The following is a 13,234-nucleotide window of genomic DNA, read 5'->3' as shown; positions in this document are numbered from 1 at the left end:
TTTGCAATGCTCTTGAGATGGGTTACTTGGCTGCAGAAACCCGCCACACCTTATTGCCCACATCATCAGCCACCAGCAAATCACCCTGCTGATCAATCACCACGCCCACCGGCCGGCCCATGGCTTTCTCGTCGCTGTTGAGAAACCCCGTCAGCACATCCACCGGCTGTCCTTTCGGCTGGCCCCCTTCAAACGGCACAAAAATCACCTTGTAGCCACTGTGCGGCTTGCGATTCCACGAACCATGCTGGCCGATAAACGCGCCGTTGCTGAATTGCGCAGGCAACTTGCTGCCCTCGGCGAAGGTCAGCCCCAGTGAAGCGGTGTGCGGGCCTACCGCGTAGTCTGGCGCGATGGCTTTGGCAACCAAGTCCAGGTTTTGCGGCGTGACGCGAACATCCACATGCTGGCCGTAATAGCTGAAGGGCCAGCCATAGAAGCCGCCATCCTTGACCGAGGTGATGTAGTCCGGCACCAGGTCGCTGCCGATTTCATCGCGCTCATTGACCGCCGTCCACAGCTTGCCGCTCTGTGGTTCCCAGGCCATGCCATTGGGGTTACGCAGACCGGAGGCAAAAATGCGGTGTTGGCCGGTGGCGCGATCGACTTCCCAGATTGCAGCTCGGCCTTGCTCGACGTCCAGGCCGTTTTCGCCAACGTTGCTGTTGGAGCCGACGCTTACATACAGCTTGCTGCCATCCTTGCTGGCCACCACGTTTTTCGTCCAGTGGTGGTTCAAGGGGCCGCCTGGCAAATCCACGACTGTGGTGCCTTGGGATGTGATTGCAGTTTCACCTGGCTGATAAGGAAAACGCAGCAACTTGTCCGAGTCCGCCACGTACAGGTCGTTGCCCACCAGTGTCATGCCAAACGGCGAATTCAGATTTTGCAGAAATACTGTACGCGTTTCGGCCACGCCGTCATGATCGGCATCGCGCAACAACGTAATGCGGTTCGGGCTCGGCACACCGGCACCGGCGCGGCCCATGACTTTTTCCATCACCCAACCCCGCACGCCTTTGGTGTCGTCTGGCTTGGGTGGCGCATTGGTCTCGGCCACCAACACGTCGCCGTTGGGCAGTACGTAGAGCCAGCGTGGATGCTCCAGGCCCTCGGCGAATGCGGCCACTTGGGTGCCGGCGGCAGCCGTTGGCTTGGCGCCTTCAGGCCAACCGATCGCCGGGGCGATGTTGACGGTGGGAATCAGCGTCTTGTTCGGCTCCGGCAGTTTGGGCGAGGGCCCGGTGCCATCGGAGACTTGCAAGGTGGAGCTTTCGCCGCAGGCGGCGAGGCTGCCGGTGAGCATGATCAGTAAGGCCAGTCGGGTTTTAGGCATGGTTTTCTCCTTGATACCTGTAAGGGTAGAGAAGCACGCTGTACGGATGGTTCAAGTACAAGGCCAGCTTTAATTGACGCTCCACCCCCAACCCACTAACCTTCGCGGCTTGTTCCAGGTGCTCTGTGGCGTGCGCGTCGACAGGGTGAAACAGGGAAGCCGGTGAGCGAGCGCACTTGTACACAGTGCTGCCGCGATTCCGGCGCTGCCCCCGCAACGGTAAATGAGTCAAGACGGTGCTGTTTGCCACTGTATCGCCCGCGATATGGGAAGGCGCGCCCTCGGCTGCTTCGACAAGACGCGCCACTCATGAGTCCGGAGACCGGCCTTGAACATTCAACAGCATCACGGTGGGCGATGCTTGGCTGTCTGTTTTTTCTTTTTCCTGCCCGCCGTTTTTGTCCAGCCCCAACGGAGAGCTGCCATGACCGATTCCCCCGACCGCGACGAACGCCACCTGGCGCGCATGTTGCGCAAAAAAGCCGTGATCGACGAGCGCATCGCCAATTCGCCGAATGAGTGCGGCTTGTTGCTGGTATTGACCGGCAACGGCAAAGGCAAGAGCAGTTCGGCCTTCGGCATGTTGGCCCGCGCCATGGGCCATGGCATGCAGTGCGGTGTGGTGCAGTTCATCAAGGGCCGCAACAGCACAGGTGAAGAGCTGTTCTTCCGGCGCTTCCCCGAGCAAGTTCGCTTCCACGTCATGGGCGAAGGCTTCACCTGGGAAACCCAGGATCGTCAACGCGATATCGCCGCCGCCGAAGCAGCCTGGGCGGTGTCCCGGGCAATGCTCAATGACCCTTCCATTGGCCTGGTGGTGCTGGATGAACTGAACATCGCTCTCAAGCACGGCTACCTCGACCTGGACCAGGTGCTAAGCGACCTGCAAGCCCGCCCGCCGATGCAGCATGTGGTGGTCACTGGCCGTGGTGCCAAGCCTGAATTGATCGAAATGGGCGACACCGTCACCGAAATGGGCATGCTCAAGCACGCGTTCCAGGCCGGTATCAAGGCACAGAAGGGCGTTGAACTTTGAATCAGCCCCGCCAATGCCCAGCCTTCTTGATCGCCGCTCCGGCGTCCGGCCAAGGCAAAACCACGGTCACCGCTGCGCTGGCCCGTTTGCATCGCAACCTGGGGCGCAAGGTGCGCGTGTTCAAATGCGGGCCGGACTTTCTCGACCCGATGATCCACGAGCGCGCCAGCGGTGCGCCGGTGTATCAATTGGACATGTGGATGGTGGGCGAGCAGGAAAGTCGTCGTCTGCTGTGGGAAGCGGCGGGGGAGGCCGACTTGATCCTGATCGAAGGCGTGATGGGGCTGTTCGACGGTACCCCCTCCAGCGCCGACCTGGCGCGGCACTTCGGCGTGCCAGTGCTGGGGGTGATCGACGGGACTGCCATGGCCCAGACCTTTGGTGCCCTGGCCCTGGGCCTTGCGCGCTATCAGCCCGACCTGCCGTTCGCCGGCGTGCTGGCCAACCGTGTCGGCACCTTGCGCCATGCCCAGTTGCTCGAAGGCAGCCTCACGGAGGGCTTGCGTTGGTACGGCGCGTTATCCCGCGAGACCGGTATCGAACTGCCTAGTCGCCACCTGGGCCTGGTGCAAGCCAGCGAACTCAATGACCTCGATGTACGCCTGGATGCTGCCGCCCAGGCATTGGGCAGTAGCTGCGAAGTGGCCCTGCCGCCGCCCGTGACCTTTGCCGCGCCCGAAGTGATCAAGGCCGAACCGTTACTTGCCGGTGTGCGTATCGCCGTCGCCCGTGACGAAGCCTTTGCATTTACCTATGGCGCCAGCCTGGATTTGCTGCGGGCCATGGGGGCCGAGCTTGAGTTTTTTTCACCTATCCATGATCGCCAACTGCCGCAGGCAGACAGCCTTTACCTGCCAGGCGGGTATCCGGAACTGCACCACCAGGCGCTGTCGGCAAACACCTCGATGCTGGAGGCCATCCGTGCTCATCACGCCGCCGGCAAGCCACTGCTCGCCGAATGTGGCGGCATGCTCTATCTGCTCGATTCGCTGACGGATGTAGAGGGCGCCCGAGCCGAACTGGTTGGCGTGCTGCCAGGCGATGCGGTGATGCAAAAGAAACTCGCGGCACTGGCCCTGCAAAGTGTCGAATTGCCGGAAGGCACGTTGCGCGGGCACACTTATCACCACTCCTTGACCAGCACCGCATTGGCGCCGATCGCCCGTGGCCTGAGCCCCAACGGCGGGCGCGGGGCTGAAGCGGTTTACCGACAAGGGCGGCTGACCGCTTCCTACGTGCACTTTTATTTTCCGTCGAATCCTGGCGCGGTGGCCGCGTTGTTCGCGCCAGACCTTGAGACCGCTATCGCAGGCAAGCCAGCTCCCACAGTTGACCGAGTTGAAACCCAATCCAATGTGGGAGGGGGCTTGCCCCCGATGAGGCCATGACTGACAACGCCTTCCCCGAGGCCGACCGCCAGGCCGTTTACCGCGCCATCGCCGAACGCCGCGACATGCGCCACTTCACCGGCGGCAGCGTCGCCCCGGAACTGTTGCACCGCCTGCTCCAGGCTGCGCACCAGGCACCCAGTGTAGGCCTGATGCAACCGTGGCGTTTTATCCGCATCAGCGACCGTTCATTGCGCAGGCAGATTCAACAGTTGGTGGAAGAAGAGCGCGCGCGCACCGCGCAGGCCCTGGGCGAGCGCTCCGATGACTTCATGAAGCTCAAGGTCGAAGGCATCAGCGACTGCGCCGAGGTGCTGGTGGCTGCACTGATGGATGATCGCGAGCGCCACATCTTCGGGCGCCGCACCTTGCCGGAAATGGACATGGCGTCTCTATCTTGCGCAATCCAGAACCTGTGGCTGGCGGCGCGCGTGGAAGGCCTGGGCATGGGCTGGGTGTCGCTGTTCGAACCCCTGGCGTTGGCCGAACTGCTGGGCTTGCCAGCCGGCGCGAAACCCCTGGCCGTACTGTGCCTGGGGCCGGTGGCTGAGTTCTACCCGGCACCGATGTTGCAGCTCGAAGGCTGGACCGAGCCGCGGCCGCTGAGTGACATGCTGTATGAAAACAAGTGGGGAGTGAGTCAATGAGTGTGGCCTTGCTGTGTGTCGCTGCGGTGGCGCTGGATGCGCTGCTGGGTGAACCCAGGCGCTGGCATCCGCTGGTGGCGTTCGGCAACTTCGCCGGGCGCATCGAGCAGCGTTTCAATAGCGGTGGGCGTGGCTGGCGCAGCCATGGCGTGACCGCGTGGTTTATCGCAGTAGTGCCCCTGACCTTGCTGGCCACCGCGTTATCGTGGGCGCCATATATCGGCTGGCTCCTGGAAATCCTGGCGTTGTACTGCGCCTTGGGCATGCGCAGCCTGGGCGAGCATGTGACGCCGGTGGCCCAGGCCCTGCGCAGCGATGATCTGGATGAGGCACGCAAACGCGTGAGTTACCTGGTCAGTCGCCAGACCAGCGAACTGGACCGCACCGAAGTTGCGCGCGCCGCAACCGAGTCGGTGCTGGAGAACGGCAGCGATGCGGTATTCGCCGCATTGTTCTGGTTTGTGGTGGCGGGCGTGCCAGGCGTGGTGCTTTATCGCCTGAGCAACACCCTCGACGCCATGTGGGGCTATCGCAACGAGCGCTTTAAGCGTTTTGGCTGGGCGGCTGCAAAGATCGACGATGTGCTCAACTACATTCCTGCGCGGCTGGTGGCCTTGACCTACGCGCTATTGGGCAAAACCCGCCGGTCTCTCAAATGCTGGCGAACCCAGGGCCCGACGTGGGACAGCCCTAACGCCGGTCCGGTGATGGCTGCCGGTGCCGGTGCGTTGGGCGTCGAACTCGGTGGCGCAGCGATTTATCACGGCGAGGTGCATCAGCGCCCGCAGTTGGGCGAAGGCCCGCCGGCCGATGCCGACTCCATTGATCGTGGCTGGCACTTGGTGCAGCGCGGCGTATGGTTGTGGCTGCTGGTCTTGTGCGTAGGGGCGCAAATCTATGCTTGAACACGGTGGTCGGCTGCGAAAGGCCGCGATTGAGTACGGGATTGCCGAAGCGGATTGGCTTGATCTGTCCAGTGGCCTGGCGCCCTGGCCGTGGCCGATTCCCGAGATCCCGCTGCGTGCCTGGGCCCGCTTGCCGGAAACCGATGACGGCCTGGAGAAGGCCGCCTGCGAGTATTACGGCGCCGCCCAGTTGTTACCGGTGCCGGGCTCCCAGGCCGCGATCCAGTTACTGCCGCGCCTGCGCCGCTCCGGCAAGGTCGGCGTGCTTTCGCCTTGCTATGCCGAGCACGCCGAAGCCTGGCGCCGCGCCGGTTATGTGGTGCGTGAAGTGCAGGAGCAGGAGGTCGACTTCTTTCTCGACAGCCTCGATGTGCTGGTGGTGGTCAACCCCAACAACCCCACGGGCCTGAGCCTGCCCCCGCAACGCTTGCTGGACTGGCACGCGCGGCTGGTCCAGCGCGGTGGCTGGCTGGTGGTGGACGAAGCGTTTATGGACGTGACCCCTGATTCAAGCCTGGCGAGCCATGCAGATCAGGTCGGTCTGATCGTACTGCGCTCGTTCGGCAAGTTTTTCGGCCTGGCGGGTGTACGCCTGGGCTTTGTGCTGGCCGAACGCAAGTTGCTCAAGTTGCTGGCCGAACAGGTCGGGCCCTGGGCAGTCAGCGGGCCGACGCGGGTATTGGGCCAAGTGTGCCTGCGCGATACGGATGGGCACACCCGCCAGCGCAATCGATGCGTCGAAGCGGGCCAGCGCTTGTTCGAACTGCTTGAGCGCAGAGGCTTTCAACCTCACGGCGGCTGCGCATTGTTCCAGTGGTTGATCACGCCTCATGCCGAGCGCCTGCACGAATTCATGGCCCAGCGCGGCATCCTGCTGCGCCTGTTTGTGCACGACAGCAGCGTACGTTTCGGCTTGCCCGACACCGAAGCCGACTGGTTGCGGCTGGACGAGGCTTTGGCCGCATACAAGGAAGCCACATGAGTACACTGATGGTGCAGGGCACAACCTCCGACGCCGGCAAGAGTACCCTGGTGACCGCGCTATGCCGTTGGCTGGTGCGCCAGGGTGTTGCGGTGGTGCCGTTCAAGCCGCAGAACATGGCGCTCAACAGCGCGGTGACGGCCGAAGGCGGCGAGATCGGCCGCGCCCAGGCAGTGCAGGCCCAGGCCGCCAACCTGGCACCCCACACCGATATGAACCCGGTGCTGCTCAAGCCCAACAGCGACACCGGCTCGCAAGTGATCATCCACGGTCGCGCCGTGACCAGCATGAACGCCGTGGCCTATCACGACTACAAAGCCATTGCGATGCAGGCGGTGTTGGCTTCCCACGCACGTTTGAGTCAAGCCTATCCGGTGGTGATGGTCGAAGGTGCGGGCTCCCCGGCCGAGATCAACCTGCGCGCCAATGACATCGCCAACATGGGTTTCGCCGAAGCGGTGGATTGCCCGGTGCTGTTGATCGCCGATATCAATCGCGGCGGCGTGTTTGCCCATCTGGTCGGTACCCTGGAATTGCTGTCGCCCAGCGAGCAGTCACGGGTCAAGGGCTTCATCATCAACCGTTTTCGCGGTGATATCACGCTGTTGCAGCCCGGCCTGGATTGGCTGGAGGCGCGCACCGGCAAGCCGGTTGTCGGCGTGTTGCCCTATGTGATGGACCTGCACCTGGAAGCGGAAGACGGCATCGACCAGCGCCAGATCGACAAGGCCGCCCACGTGCTCAAGGTGGTGGTGCCGGTGTTGCCGCGGATCAGCAATCACACTGACTTTGACCCGCTGCGCCTGCATCCTCAGGTGGATTTGCAGTTTGTCGGGCCGGGCCAGGCGATGCCTGCGGCTGACCTGATCATCCTGCCTGGCTCCAAAAGCGTACGCAGCGATCTGGCCTTCTTGCGCGCCAATGGCTGGGATGCGGCCGTGGCGCGGCATCTGCGTTATGGCGGCAAGGTGCTGGGGATTTGCGGCGGTTTGCAGATGCTGGGTGAGCAGGTGCATGACCCGCTTGGGCTGGAGGGTGTGGCCGGGTCCAGTGCCGGCCTCGGGCTGCTGGCGTTTACTACAACGCTGGAGGAGCAGAAGCAGCTGCGCAATGTGCGCGGACGCTTGGTGCTCGAAGGTGCTGAAGTGAGTGGGTATGAGATTCACGCGGGTGTGACATCAGGCGATGCCCTGCTCAGCGCTGCGGTGCTGCTGGAGGATGGTCGCAGCGATGGCGCGCTGAGCGCTGACGGGCAGATTCTCGGCACTTACCTGCACGGGCTGTTCGAAACACCGGCGGCGTGCAGTGCCTTGCTGCGGTGGGCCGGATTGCAGGAGGTGCAAGAGGTGGATTATCACGGGTTGCGCGAGCGTGATATCGAACGGTTGGCGGACTTGGTGGAGAACCACCTGGATACGGATTTATTGCGTCGATTGTGCGGGATTTGACGGCATGTATAGGACGCAAATGTGGGAGGGGGCTTGCTCCCGATAAGTGCTTCACAGTCACTGAGGCATCGACTGATACACCTTAATCGGGAGCAAGCCCCCTTCCACAATGGATGGTGTCAATCGCAATTTTTTCGGCTGGCTGGAAAAGGTATTTGCTCATGTATCAATTAATCCTCGGTGGTGCCCGTTCGGGCAAGAGTCGCCTGGCTGAAAAGCTCGCCTGCGACAGCGCTTTGCCGGTCACTTATATCGCCACCAGCCAACCGCTGGATGGTGAAATGAATCAGCGGGTGGCGCTGCATCGCGAACGTCGCCCGGATCATTGGGGGCTGATTGAAGAACCCATCGAGCTGGCGCATGTGCTGCGTGAAAACGCCGCTACCGACCGCTGCCTGTTGGTGGACTGCCTGACGTTATGGCTGACCAATCTGCTGATGCTCGACGATAGCGATCGTCTGGTGTTCGAGCGCGATCAACTGCTGCAGACCCTGGCCTCGCTGCCGGGTGAAATCATTTTTGTCAGCAACGAGACCGGTCTGGGTGTCGTGCCGCTGGGCGAATTGACTCGCCGCTATGTGGATGAAGCCGGTTGGCTGCATCAAGCCTTGGCCGAGCGGTGTCAGCGTGTGGTGTTGACGGTTGCCGGCCTGCCCCTGACTTTGAAAGGTACTGCGTTATGACGGACTCCTGGTGGCTCAACCCCTGCAAGGCCATTGATACTGCGGCCCATGAACAGGCGCTGGCGCGTCAGCAACAATTGACCAAGCCCGCCGGTTCCCTCGGCCAGCTGGAGGCGCTGGCGGTGCAGCTGGCGGGTTTGCAGGGCCAGGTCAAGCCGTCGGTGGAGCAACTGTGGATCGCGATTTTTGCCGGTGATCACGGTGTGGTCGCCGAAGGCGTGTCGGCATTTCCTCAGGAAGTGACCGGGCAGATGTTGCATAACTTCGTCACCGGTGGTGCAGCGATCAGCGTGTTGGCGCGGCAACTGGATGCGCAGCTGGAAGTGATTGATCTTGGCACGGTGACGCCCTCGCTGAACTTGCCCGGCGTGCGTCATGTGAATATCGGCGCGGGCACGGCCAACTTCGTCGATGGCCCGGCGATGACCCAGGCTCAAGGGCTGTTGGCATTGCAAGCCGGCCGAGACAGCGCGCACCGCGCTCTGGAACGCGGTGCGCAGGTGTTTATCGGCGGCGAGATGGGTATCGGCAATACCACCGCGGCCAGCGCGTTGGCCTGTGCATTGCTGGATTGCCAGGTGAGCGACCTGACTGGCCCGGGCACAGGTTTGAATGCAGCGGGCGTCAGCCACAAGGTCGCGGTCATCGAGCGCGCTTTGGCGCTGCATGCCGGGCAACGGGGTGATGCGTTGCAAACGCTGTTCAATCTCGGCGGTTTTGAAATTGCCGCGTTGGTTGGCGCTTACCTGGCCTGTGCGCAGGCAGGTATCGTGGTGCTGGTGGATGGGTTTATCTGCAGCGTTGCCGCGCTGGTGGCGGTGCGCTTGAACCCGGCGTGCCGCGAATGGCTGGTGTTCGGGCATCGCGGTGCCGAGCCGGGCCATCGCCATGTGTTGCACAGCCTGGATGCCGAACCGCTACTGGAACTGGGCTTGCGCCTGGGCGAAGGCAGCGGCGCGGCGCTGGCGGTGCCGTTGTTGCGTTTGGCCTGTGCGTTGCACGGGCAGATGGCAACCTTCGCCGAAGCGGCCGTGGCAGATCGCCCCGCATGACCTTGCACCTGGACCTGCTGCGCCACGGCGAAACCGAGCTGGGCGGCGGCCTGCGCGGCAGCCTGGACGATGCCTTGACCGCCAAGGGCTGGGCGCAGATGCGAGCCGCGGTGGTGGGGCAGGGGCCATGGGATCGGTTGATCGGCTCACCGTTGCAACGCTGCGCCTTGTTTGCCCAGGAGCTGGGAGCACAGCTCGGCTTGCCGGTCAGCCTTGAGCCGGCTTTGCAAGAACTCCACTTCGGTGCCTGGGAAGGCCAGAGCGCCGCGGCGCTGATGGAGACCGATGCCGAAGGGCTGGGTTTGTTCTGGGCCGATCCCTACGCGTTCACGCCGCCCCAAGGCGAGCCTGTCAGTGCATTTTCCGAGCGGGTGCTCGGCGCGGTGTCACGCCTGCATCAGGCTTACGCCGGCCAGCGCGTGTTGTTGGTCAGCCATGGCGGCGTGATGCGCCTGCTGCTGGCCCGGGCGCGTGGGATGCCGCGCGAGCAACTGCTGAACGTCGAGGTCGGCCACGGCGCGCTTTTCAGCCTGCAGGTCGGTGCCGACGGCGTACTGAAAGAAGGATCGTGACGATGTTGCCGTTCTGGATCGCCCTGCAATTTCTCAGCTGCCTGCCGATCCGCTTGCCGGGTATGCCGCAGCCTCAGGAGCTAGGCCGTTCGTTACTGTTTTATCCGCTGGTGGGACTGCTGTTCGGTCTATTGCTGTGGGGGTTGAACCTGGTATTGATGGGCGCGCCCTTGCTGCTGCACGCCGCGCTGTTGCTGACGGCCTGGGTGCTGCTCAGCGGTGGCCTGCACCTGGATGGCCTGGCGGACAGCGCCGATGCCTGGTTGGGTGGCTTTGGTGATCGCGAGCGCACCCTCAGCATCATGAAAGATCCGCGCAGCGGGCCGATTGCGGTGGTTACCCTGGGCTTGGTGCTATTGCTCAAGTTCAGCGCGTTGGTGGCCTTGATCGAGCAGCATAATGGCGCCGCCCTGATCCTGGCGCCGTTGATCGGACGGGCTTCGATGCTGGCGCTGTTTCTTACCACGCGCTATGTGCGGGTAGGAGGGTTGGGCCAGGCCTTGTCGGACTACTTACCGCGGATTGTCGGCCAGCAGGTGCTGATCCTCAGCGGATTGACCTGCATCCTGATCGGTGGTTTCAACGGCGGTATTGCGGTGTTGCTGGCGGCGCTGTGCTTTATGGGGCTGCGTCACTTGATGATCAGGCGCCTTGGCGGTACCACGGGCGACACGGCAGGCGCGCTATTGGAACTACTGGAAGTCGCTGTCCTGGTCGGGTTGGCGCTGTAACGCTTTCTTGCAATTCCTTAACTCCGGGTATATACACGCTCTATGCTTGCTTCCCAATGTTTATGCACCAACCTGCGACGCGCCGCCCGTGGCGTCAGCAGGCATTACGACGGCGCTCTCGACGGCTTCGGGATCAACGTCGCCCAGTATTCTTTGCTGTGTAACCTGCAGCGCCTTGACCAACCGAGCATTTCCAGCCTGGCCGAAGCCATGGGCCTGGATCGCAGCACCCTGGGGCGCAACCTGCGTGTTCTGGAGGGAGAGGGGTTGGTGCAATTGGTCGAGGGCGATGACCTGCGAAACCGCCTTGTGCTGTTGACTGAAAGTGGCCAGCAGCGATTGGCCGCCGCGTTGCCGGCATGGGAAGCGGCGCAACAGAAACTGATTGATAAGCTCGGCGCTGAAAAGCGCGAAACCTTGTTGGCCTTGCTGGATGAACTCGCCTGAACGGCGGTTTGTTCGACTACAAGCGGGTATATACCCGTGAGCGGAGAATAAAAAATGACCTCGATGTGGCGCACCAGCGGTTGGATCCTTGTGGGGAGTGCGCTGATCCTGGCGTTGTCTTTGGGCGTACGGCATGGCTTCGGCCTGTTTCTGGCGCCGATGAGCAGCGAATTCGGCTGGGGGCGTGAGACCTTCGCCTTCGCCATTGCCTTGCAGAACTTGATCTGGGGCCTGGCGCAGCCGTTTACCGGTGCCTTGGCCGACCGTTTCGGCGCAACCAGAGCGGTGTTTGTCGGCGGCGTGTTGTACGCCGTGGGCCTGGTGCTGATGGGGATGTCCGACTCCGCGTGGTCATTGTCCCTGAGTGCAGGCTTGCTGATTGGCATCGGCCTGTCCGGTACCTCGTTTTCAGTGATTCTCGGTGTGGTCGGTCGCGCCGTACCGCCGGAAAAACGCAGCATGGCCATGGGCATTGCCAGCGCCGCCGGGTCCTTCGGCCAGTTCGCCATGGTGCCCGGCACCCTCGGCTTGATCGGTTGGCTGGGCTGGTCCGCAGCGTTGCTGGCGTTGGGCTTGATGGTGGCGTTGATCCTGCCGCTGGTTGCCATGCTCAAGGACCGGCCGTTGCCGGTCACGGTCGGTCAGCAAACCCTGCGCGAAGCGTTGAAGGAAGCCTGCTCTCACTCCGGGTTCTGGCTGCTGTCTTTCGGTTTTTTTGTGTGCGGGTTCCAGGTTGTGTTTATCGGTGTGCACTTGCCGGCGTACCTGGTCGACCAACATCTGCCGGCCACGGTGGGCACCACGGTGCTGGCCTTGATCGGTCTGTTCAATGTGTTCGGCACCTATACCGCTGGCTGGCTGGGCGGGCGCATGTCCAAGCCGCGCTTGCTGACCGGCCTGTACCTGCTGCGGGCGGTGGTGATTGTGTTGTTCCTGTGGGCGCCAGTCACTGAAGTGACGGCCTATCTGTTTGGCATGGCGATGGGGTTTCTGTGGTTGTCCACCGTGCCGCTGACCAACGGCACCGTCGCGACGTTGTTTGGCGTACGCAACCTTTCGATGCTCGGCGGGATTGTGTTCCTGTTCCATCAACTCGGTTCGTTCCTCGGCGGTTGGCTGGGCGGGGTAGTCTATGATCGAGCCGGCAACTACGATTTGATCTGGCAGGTGGCGATTCTGCTCAGCCTGCTCGCCGCGGCCTTGAACTGGCCGGTGCGTGAGCGGCCAGTGGCGCGTGTGCAGGCGCAGATGGAGGCGGCATGAGGGTAGCGGTGCGCTTGATGGTGATGGCGGCAGGGTTGCTTCTGTTGCTACTGGCCTGGTGGGGTTGGCAGCAAGGTGGCCTGGCGTTGATGCAACTGGGCATGGCGATCTGTTAAGTTCAATGCCTGAACTGACTCAAGGACTTTGATCATGTTGATGCGCTGGCTCGCTGTACCCGTCCTCATGGCTGTTGGCAGCGTGGCCATGGCCGCCAGCTGCCCGTCGCTGCTTACGGGCCAATTGCCCAAACTGCGGGCCAAGGAATCCATTGACCTGTGCCAGCAATTCGCTGGCAAACCCTTGGTGATCGTCAATACGGCGAGCTTCTGCGGCTTTGCCCCGCAGTTCAAGGGCCTGGAAGGCTTATATCAACGCTATAAGGGCGAAGGCCTGGAAGTGATTGGCGTGCCGTCCGATGACTTCAAGCAGGAAGCCAAGACCGGGGAGGAGACCGCCAAGGTCTGCTACGTGAATTATGGCGTGACCTTCACCATGACCGAGCCGCAGAAGGTCAAGGGGCCGGATGCGGTGCATCTGTTCAAGGTCCTTGCCGAGCAGGCCGACGCGGCGCCGAAGTGGAACTTCTACAAGTACGTGGTGGATCGCCAGGGCAATGTTGTCGCCAGCTTTTCCAGCCTGACCAAGCCGGACAGCCCGGAGTTGATCAAGGCGGTCGAGCAGGCGATAGCATCCAAACCCTGATAACCAGCCACTGAAAAGCCCCGCCTCCTTCACAGGAGAGCG

Annotated in this window: 14 protein-coding genes and 1 riboswitch; of the genes, 13 read left to right on the top strand and 1 reads right to left on the bottom strand. The window is 62.5% G+C overall.

Annotation, left to right across the window (positions count from 1 at the left end; translation table 11 throughout):
- Positions 1 to 22: 22 nt before the first annotated feature.
- Complete coding sequence (locus tag E3O56_RS21825; RefSeq protein ID WP_248128976.1) at positions 23 to 1,336, bottom strand: sorbosone dehydrogenase family protein; 1,314 nt, start codon at positions 1,334 to 1,336, stop codon at positions 23 to 25.
- A 99-nt stretch (positions 1,337 to 1,435) separates the two neighbouring features.
- Positions 1,436 to 1,682, top strand: a riboswitch (cobalamin riboswitch).
- Positions 1,683 to 1,760: 78 nt separating this feature from the next.
- Here E3O56_RS21825 and cobO point away from each other — a divergent pair.
- From cobO to E3O56_RS21760, 13 genes are all read left to right on the top strand, one after another.
- A complete protein-coding gene (cobO, locus tag E3O56_RS21820) occupies positions 1,761 to 2,372 on the top strand; it encodes a cob(I)yrinic acid a,c-diamide adenosyltransferase (RefSeq protein ID WP_005790169.1) in 612 nt (203 codons plus the stop codon).
- Entirely contained in the window at positions 2,369 to 3,760 is a 1,392-nt protein-coding gene (locus E3O56_RS21815; RefSeq protein ID WP_248128975.1) for a cobyrinate a,c-diamide synthase, read from the top strand. The genes cobO and E3O56_RS21815 overlap by 4 nt, the downstream gene beginning before the upstream one ends.
- Entirely contained in the window at positions 3,757 to 4,407 is a 651-nt protein-coding gene (bluB, locus tag E3O56_RS21810) for a 5,6-dimethylbenzimidazole synthase (protein ID WP_103733668.1), read from the top strand. The genes E3O56_RS21815 and bluB overlap by 4 nt, the downstream gene beginning before the upstream one ends.
- A complete protein-coding gene (gene cbiB / locus E3O56_RS21805; protein ID WP_248128974.1) occupies positions 4,404 to 5,312 on the top strand; it encodes an adenosylcobinamide-phosphate synthase CbiB in 909 nt (302 codons plus the stop codon). Before bluB ends, cbiB begins: the two co-directional genes overlap by 4 nt.
- Complete coding sequence (gene cobD, locus E3O56_RS21800; RefSeq protein ID WP_248128973.1) at positions 5,305 to 6,294, top strand: threonine-phosphate decarboxylase CobD; 990 nt, start codon at positions 5,305 to 5,307, stop codon at positions 6,292 to 6,294. Before cbiB ends, cobD begins: the two co-directional genes overlap by 8 nt.
- A complete protein-coding gene (locus E3O56_RS21795; RefSeq protein ID WP_248128972.1) occupies positions 6,291 to 7,742 on the top strand; it encodes a cobyric acid synthase in 1,452 nt (483 codons plus the stop codon). The genes cobD and E3O56_RS21795 overlap by 4 nt, the downstream gene beginning before the upstream one ends.
- 161 nt (positions 7,743 to 7,903) lie before the next feature.
- Positions 7,904 to 8,425, top strand: coding sequence for a bifunctional adenosylcobinamide kinase/adenosylcobinamide-phosphate guanylyltransferase (cobU, locus tag E3O56_RS21790; protein WP_032880036.1), 522 nt, complete (start codon positions 7,904 to 7,906; stop codon positions 8,423 to 8,425).
- A complete protein-coding gene (gene cobT / locus E3O56_RS21785) occupies positions 8,422 to 9,477 on the top strand; it encodes a nicotinate-nucleotide--dimethylbenzimidazole phosphoribosyltransferase (RefSeq protein ID WP_032880037.1) in 1,056 nt (351 codons plus the stop codon). Before cobU ends, cobT begins: the two co-directional genes overlap by 4 nt.
- Complete coding sequence (gene cobC / locus E3O56_RS21780) at positions 9,474 to 10,049, top strand: alpha-ribazole phosphatase family protein (RefSeq protein ID WP_148852742.1); 576 nt, start codon at positions 9,474 to 9,476, stop codon at positions 10,047 to 10,049. Before cobT ends, cobC begins: the two co-directional genes overlap by 4 nt.
- A 2-nt stretch (positions 10,050 to 10,051) precedes the next feature.
- A complete protein-coding gene (locus tag E3O56_RS21775) occupies positions 10,052 to 10,780 on the top strand; it encodes an adenosylcobinamide-GDP ribazoletransferase (RefSeq protein WP_148852860.1) in 729 nt (242 codons plus the stop codon).
- 42 nt (positions 10,781 to 10,822) lie between these two features.
- The gene (locus tag E3O56_RS21770; protein WP_005790150.1) at positions 10,823 to 11,227 is read left to right on the top strand and encodes a MarR family transcriptional regulator; all 405 of its coding nucleotides are present in this window, start codon (positions 10,823 to 10,825) and stop codon (positions 11,225 to 11,227) included.
- A gap of 63 nt (positions 11,228 to 11,290) precedes the next feature.
- Positions 11,291 to 12,490, top strand: a complete 1,200-nt coding sequence (locus E3O56_RS21765; protein WP_187432764.1) for an MFS transporter — start codon at positions 11,291 to 11,293, stop codon at positions 12,488 to 12,490.
- A gap of 150 nt (positions 12,491 to 12,640) precedes the next feature.
- Positions 12,641 to 13,192, top strand: a complete 552-nt coding sequence (locus E3O56_RS21760) for a redoxin domain-containing protein (protein WP_005790144.1) — start codon at positions 12,641 to 12,643, stop codon at positions 13,190 to 13,192.
- Positions 13,193 to 13,234 lie beyond the last annotated feature (42 nt).

This window comes from Pseudomonas sp. W2Aug9 (assembly GCF_023127755.1).
GTDB lineage: Bacteria > Pseudomonadota > Gammaproteobacteria > Pseudomonadales > Pseudomonadaceae > Aquipseudomonas > Aquipseudomonas synxantha_A.
This window is presented reverse-complemented; position numbering and strand designations above follow the sequence as displayed.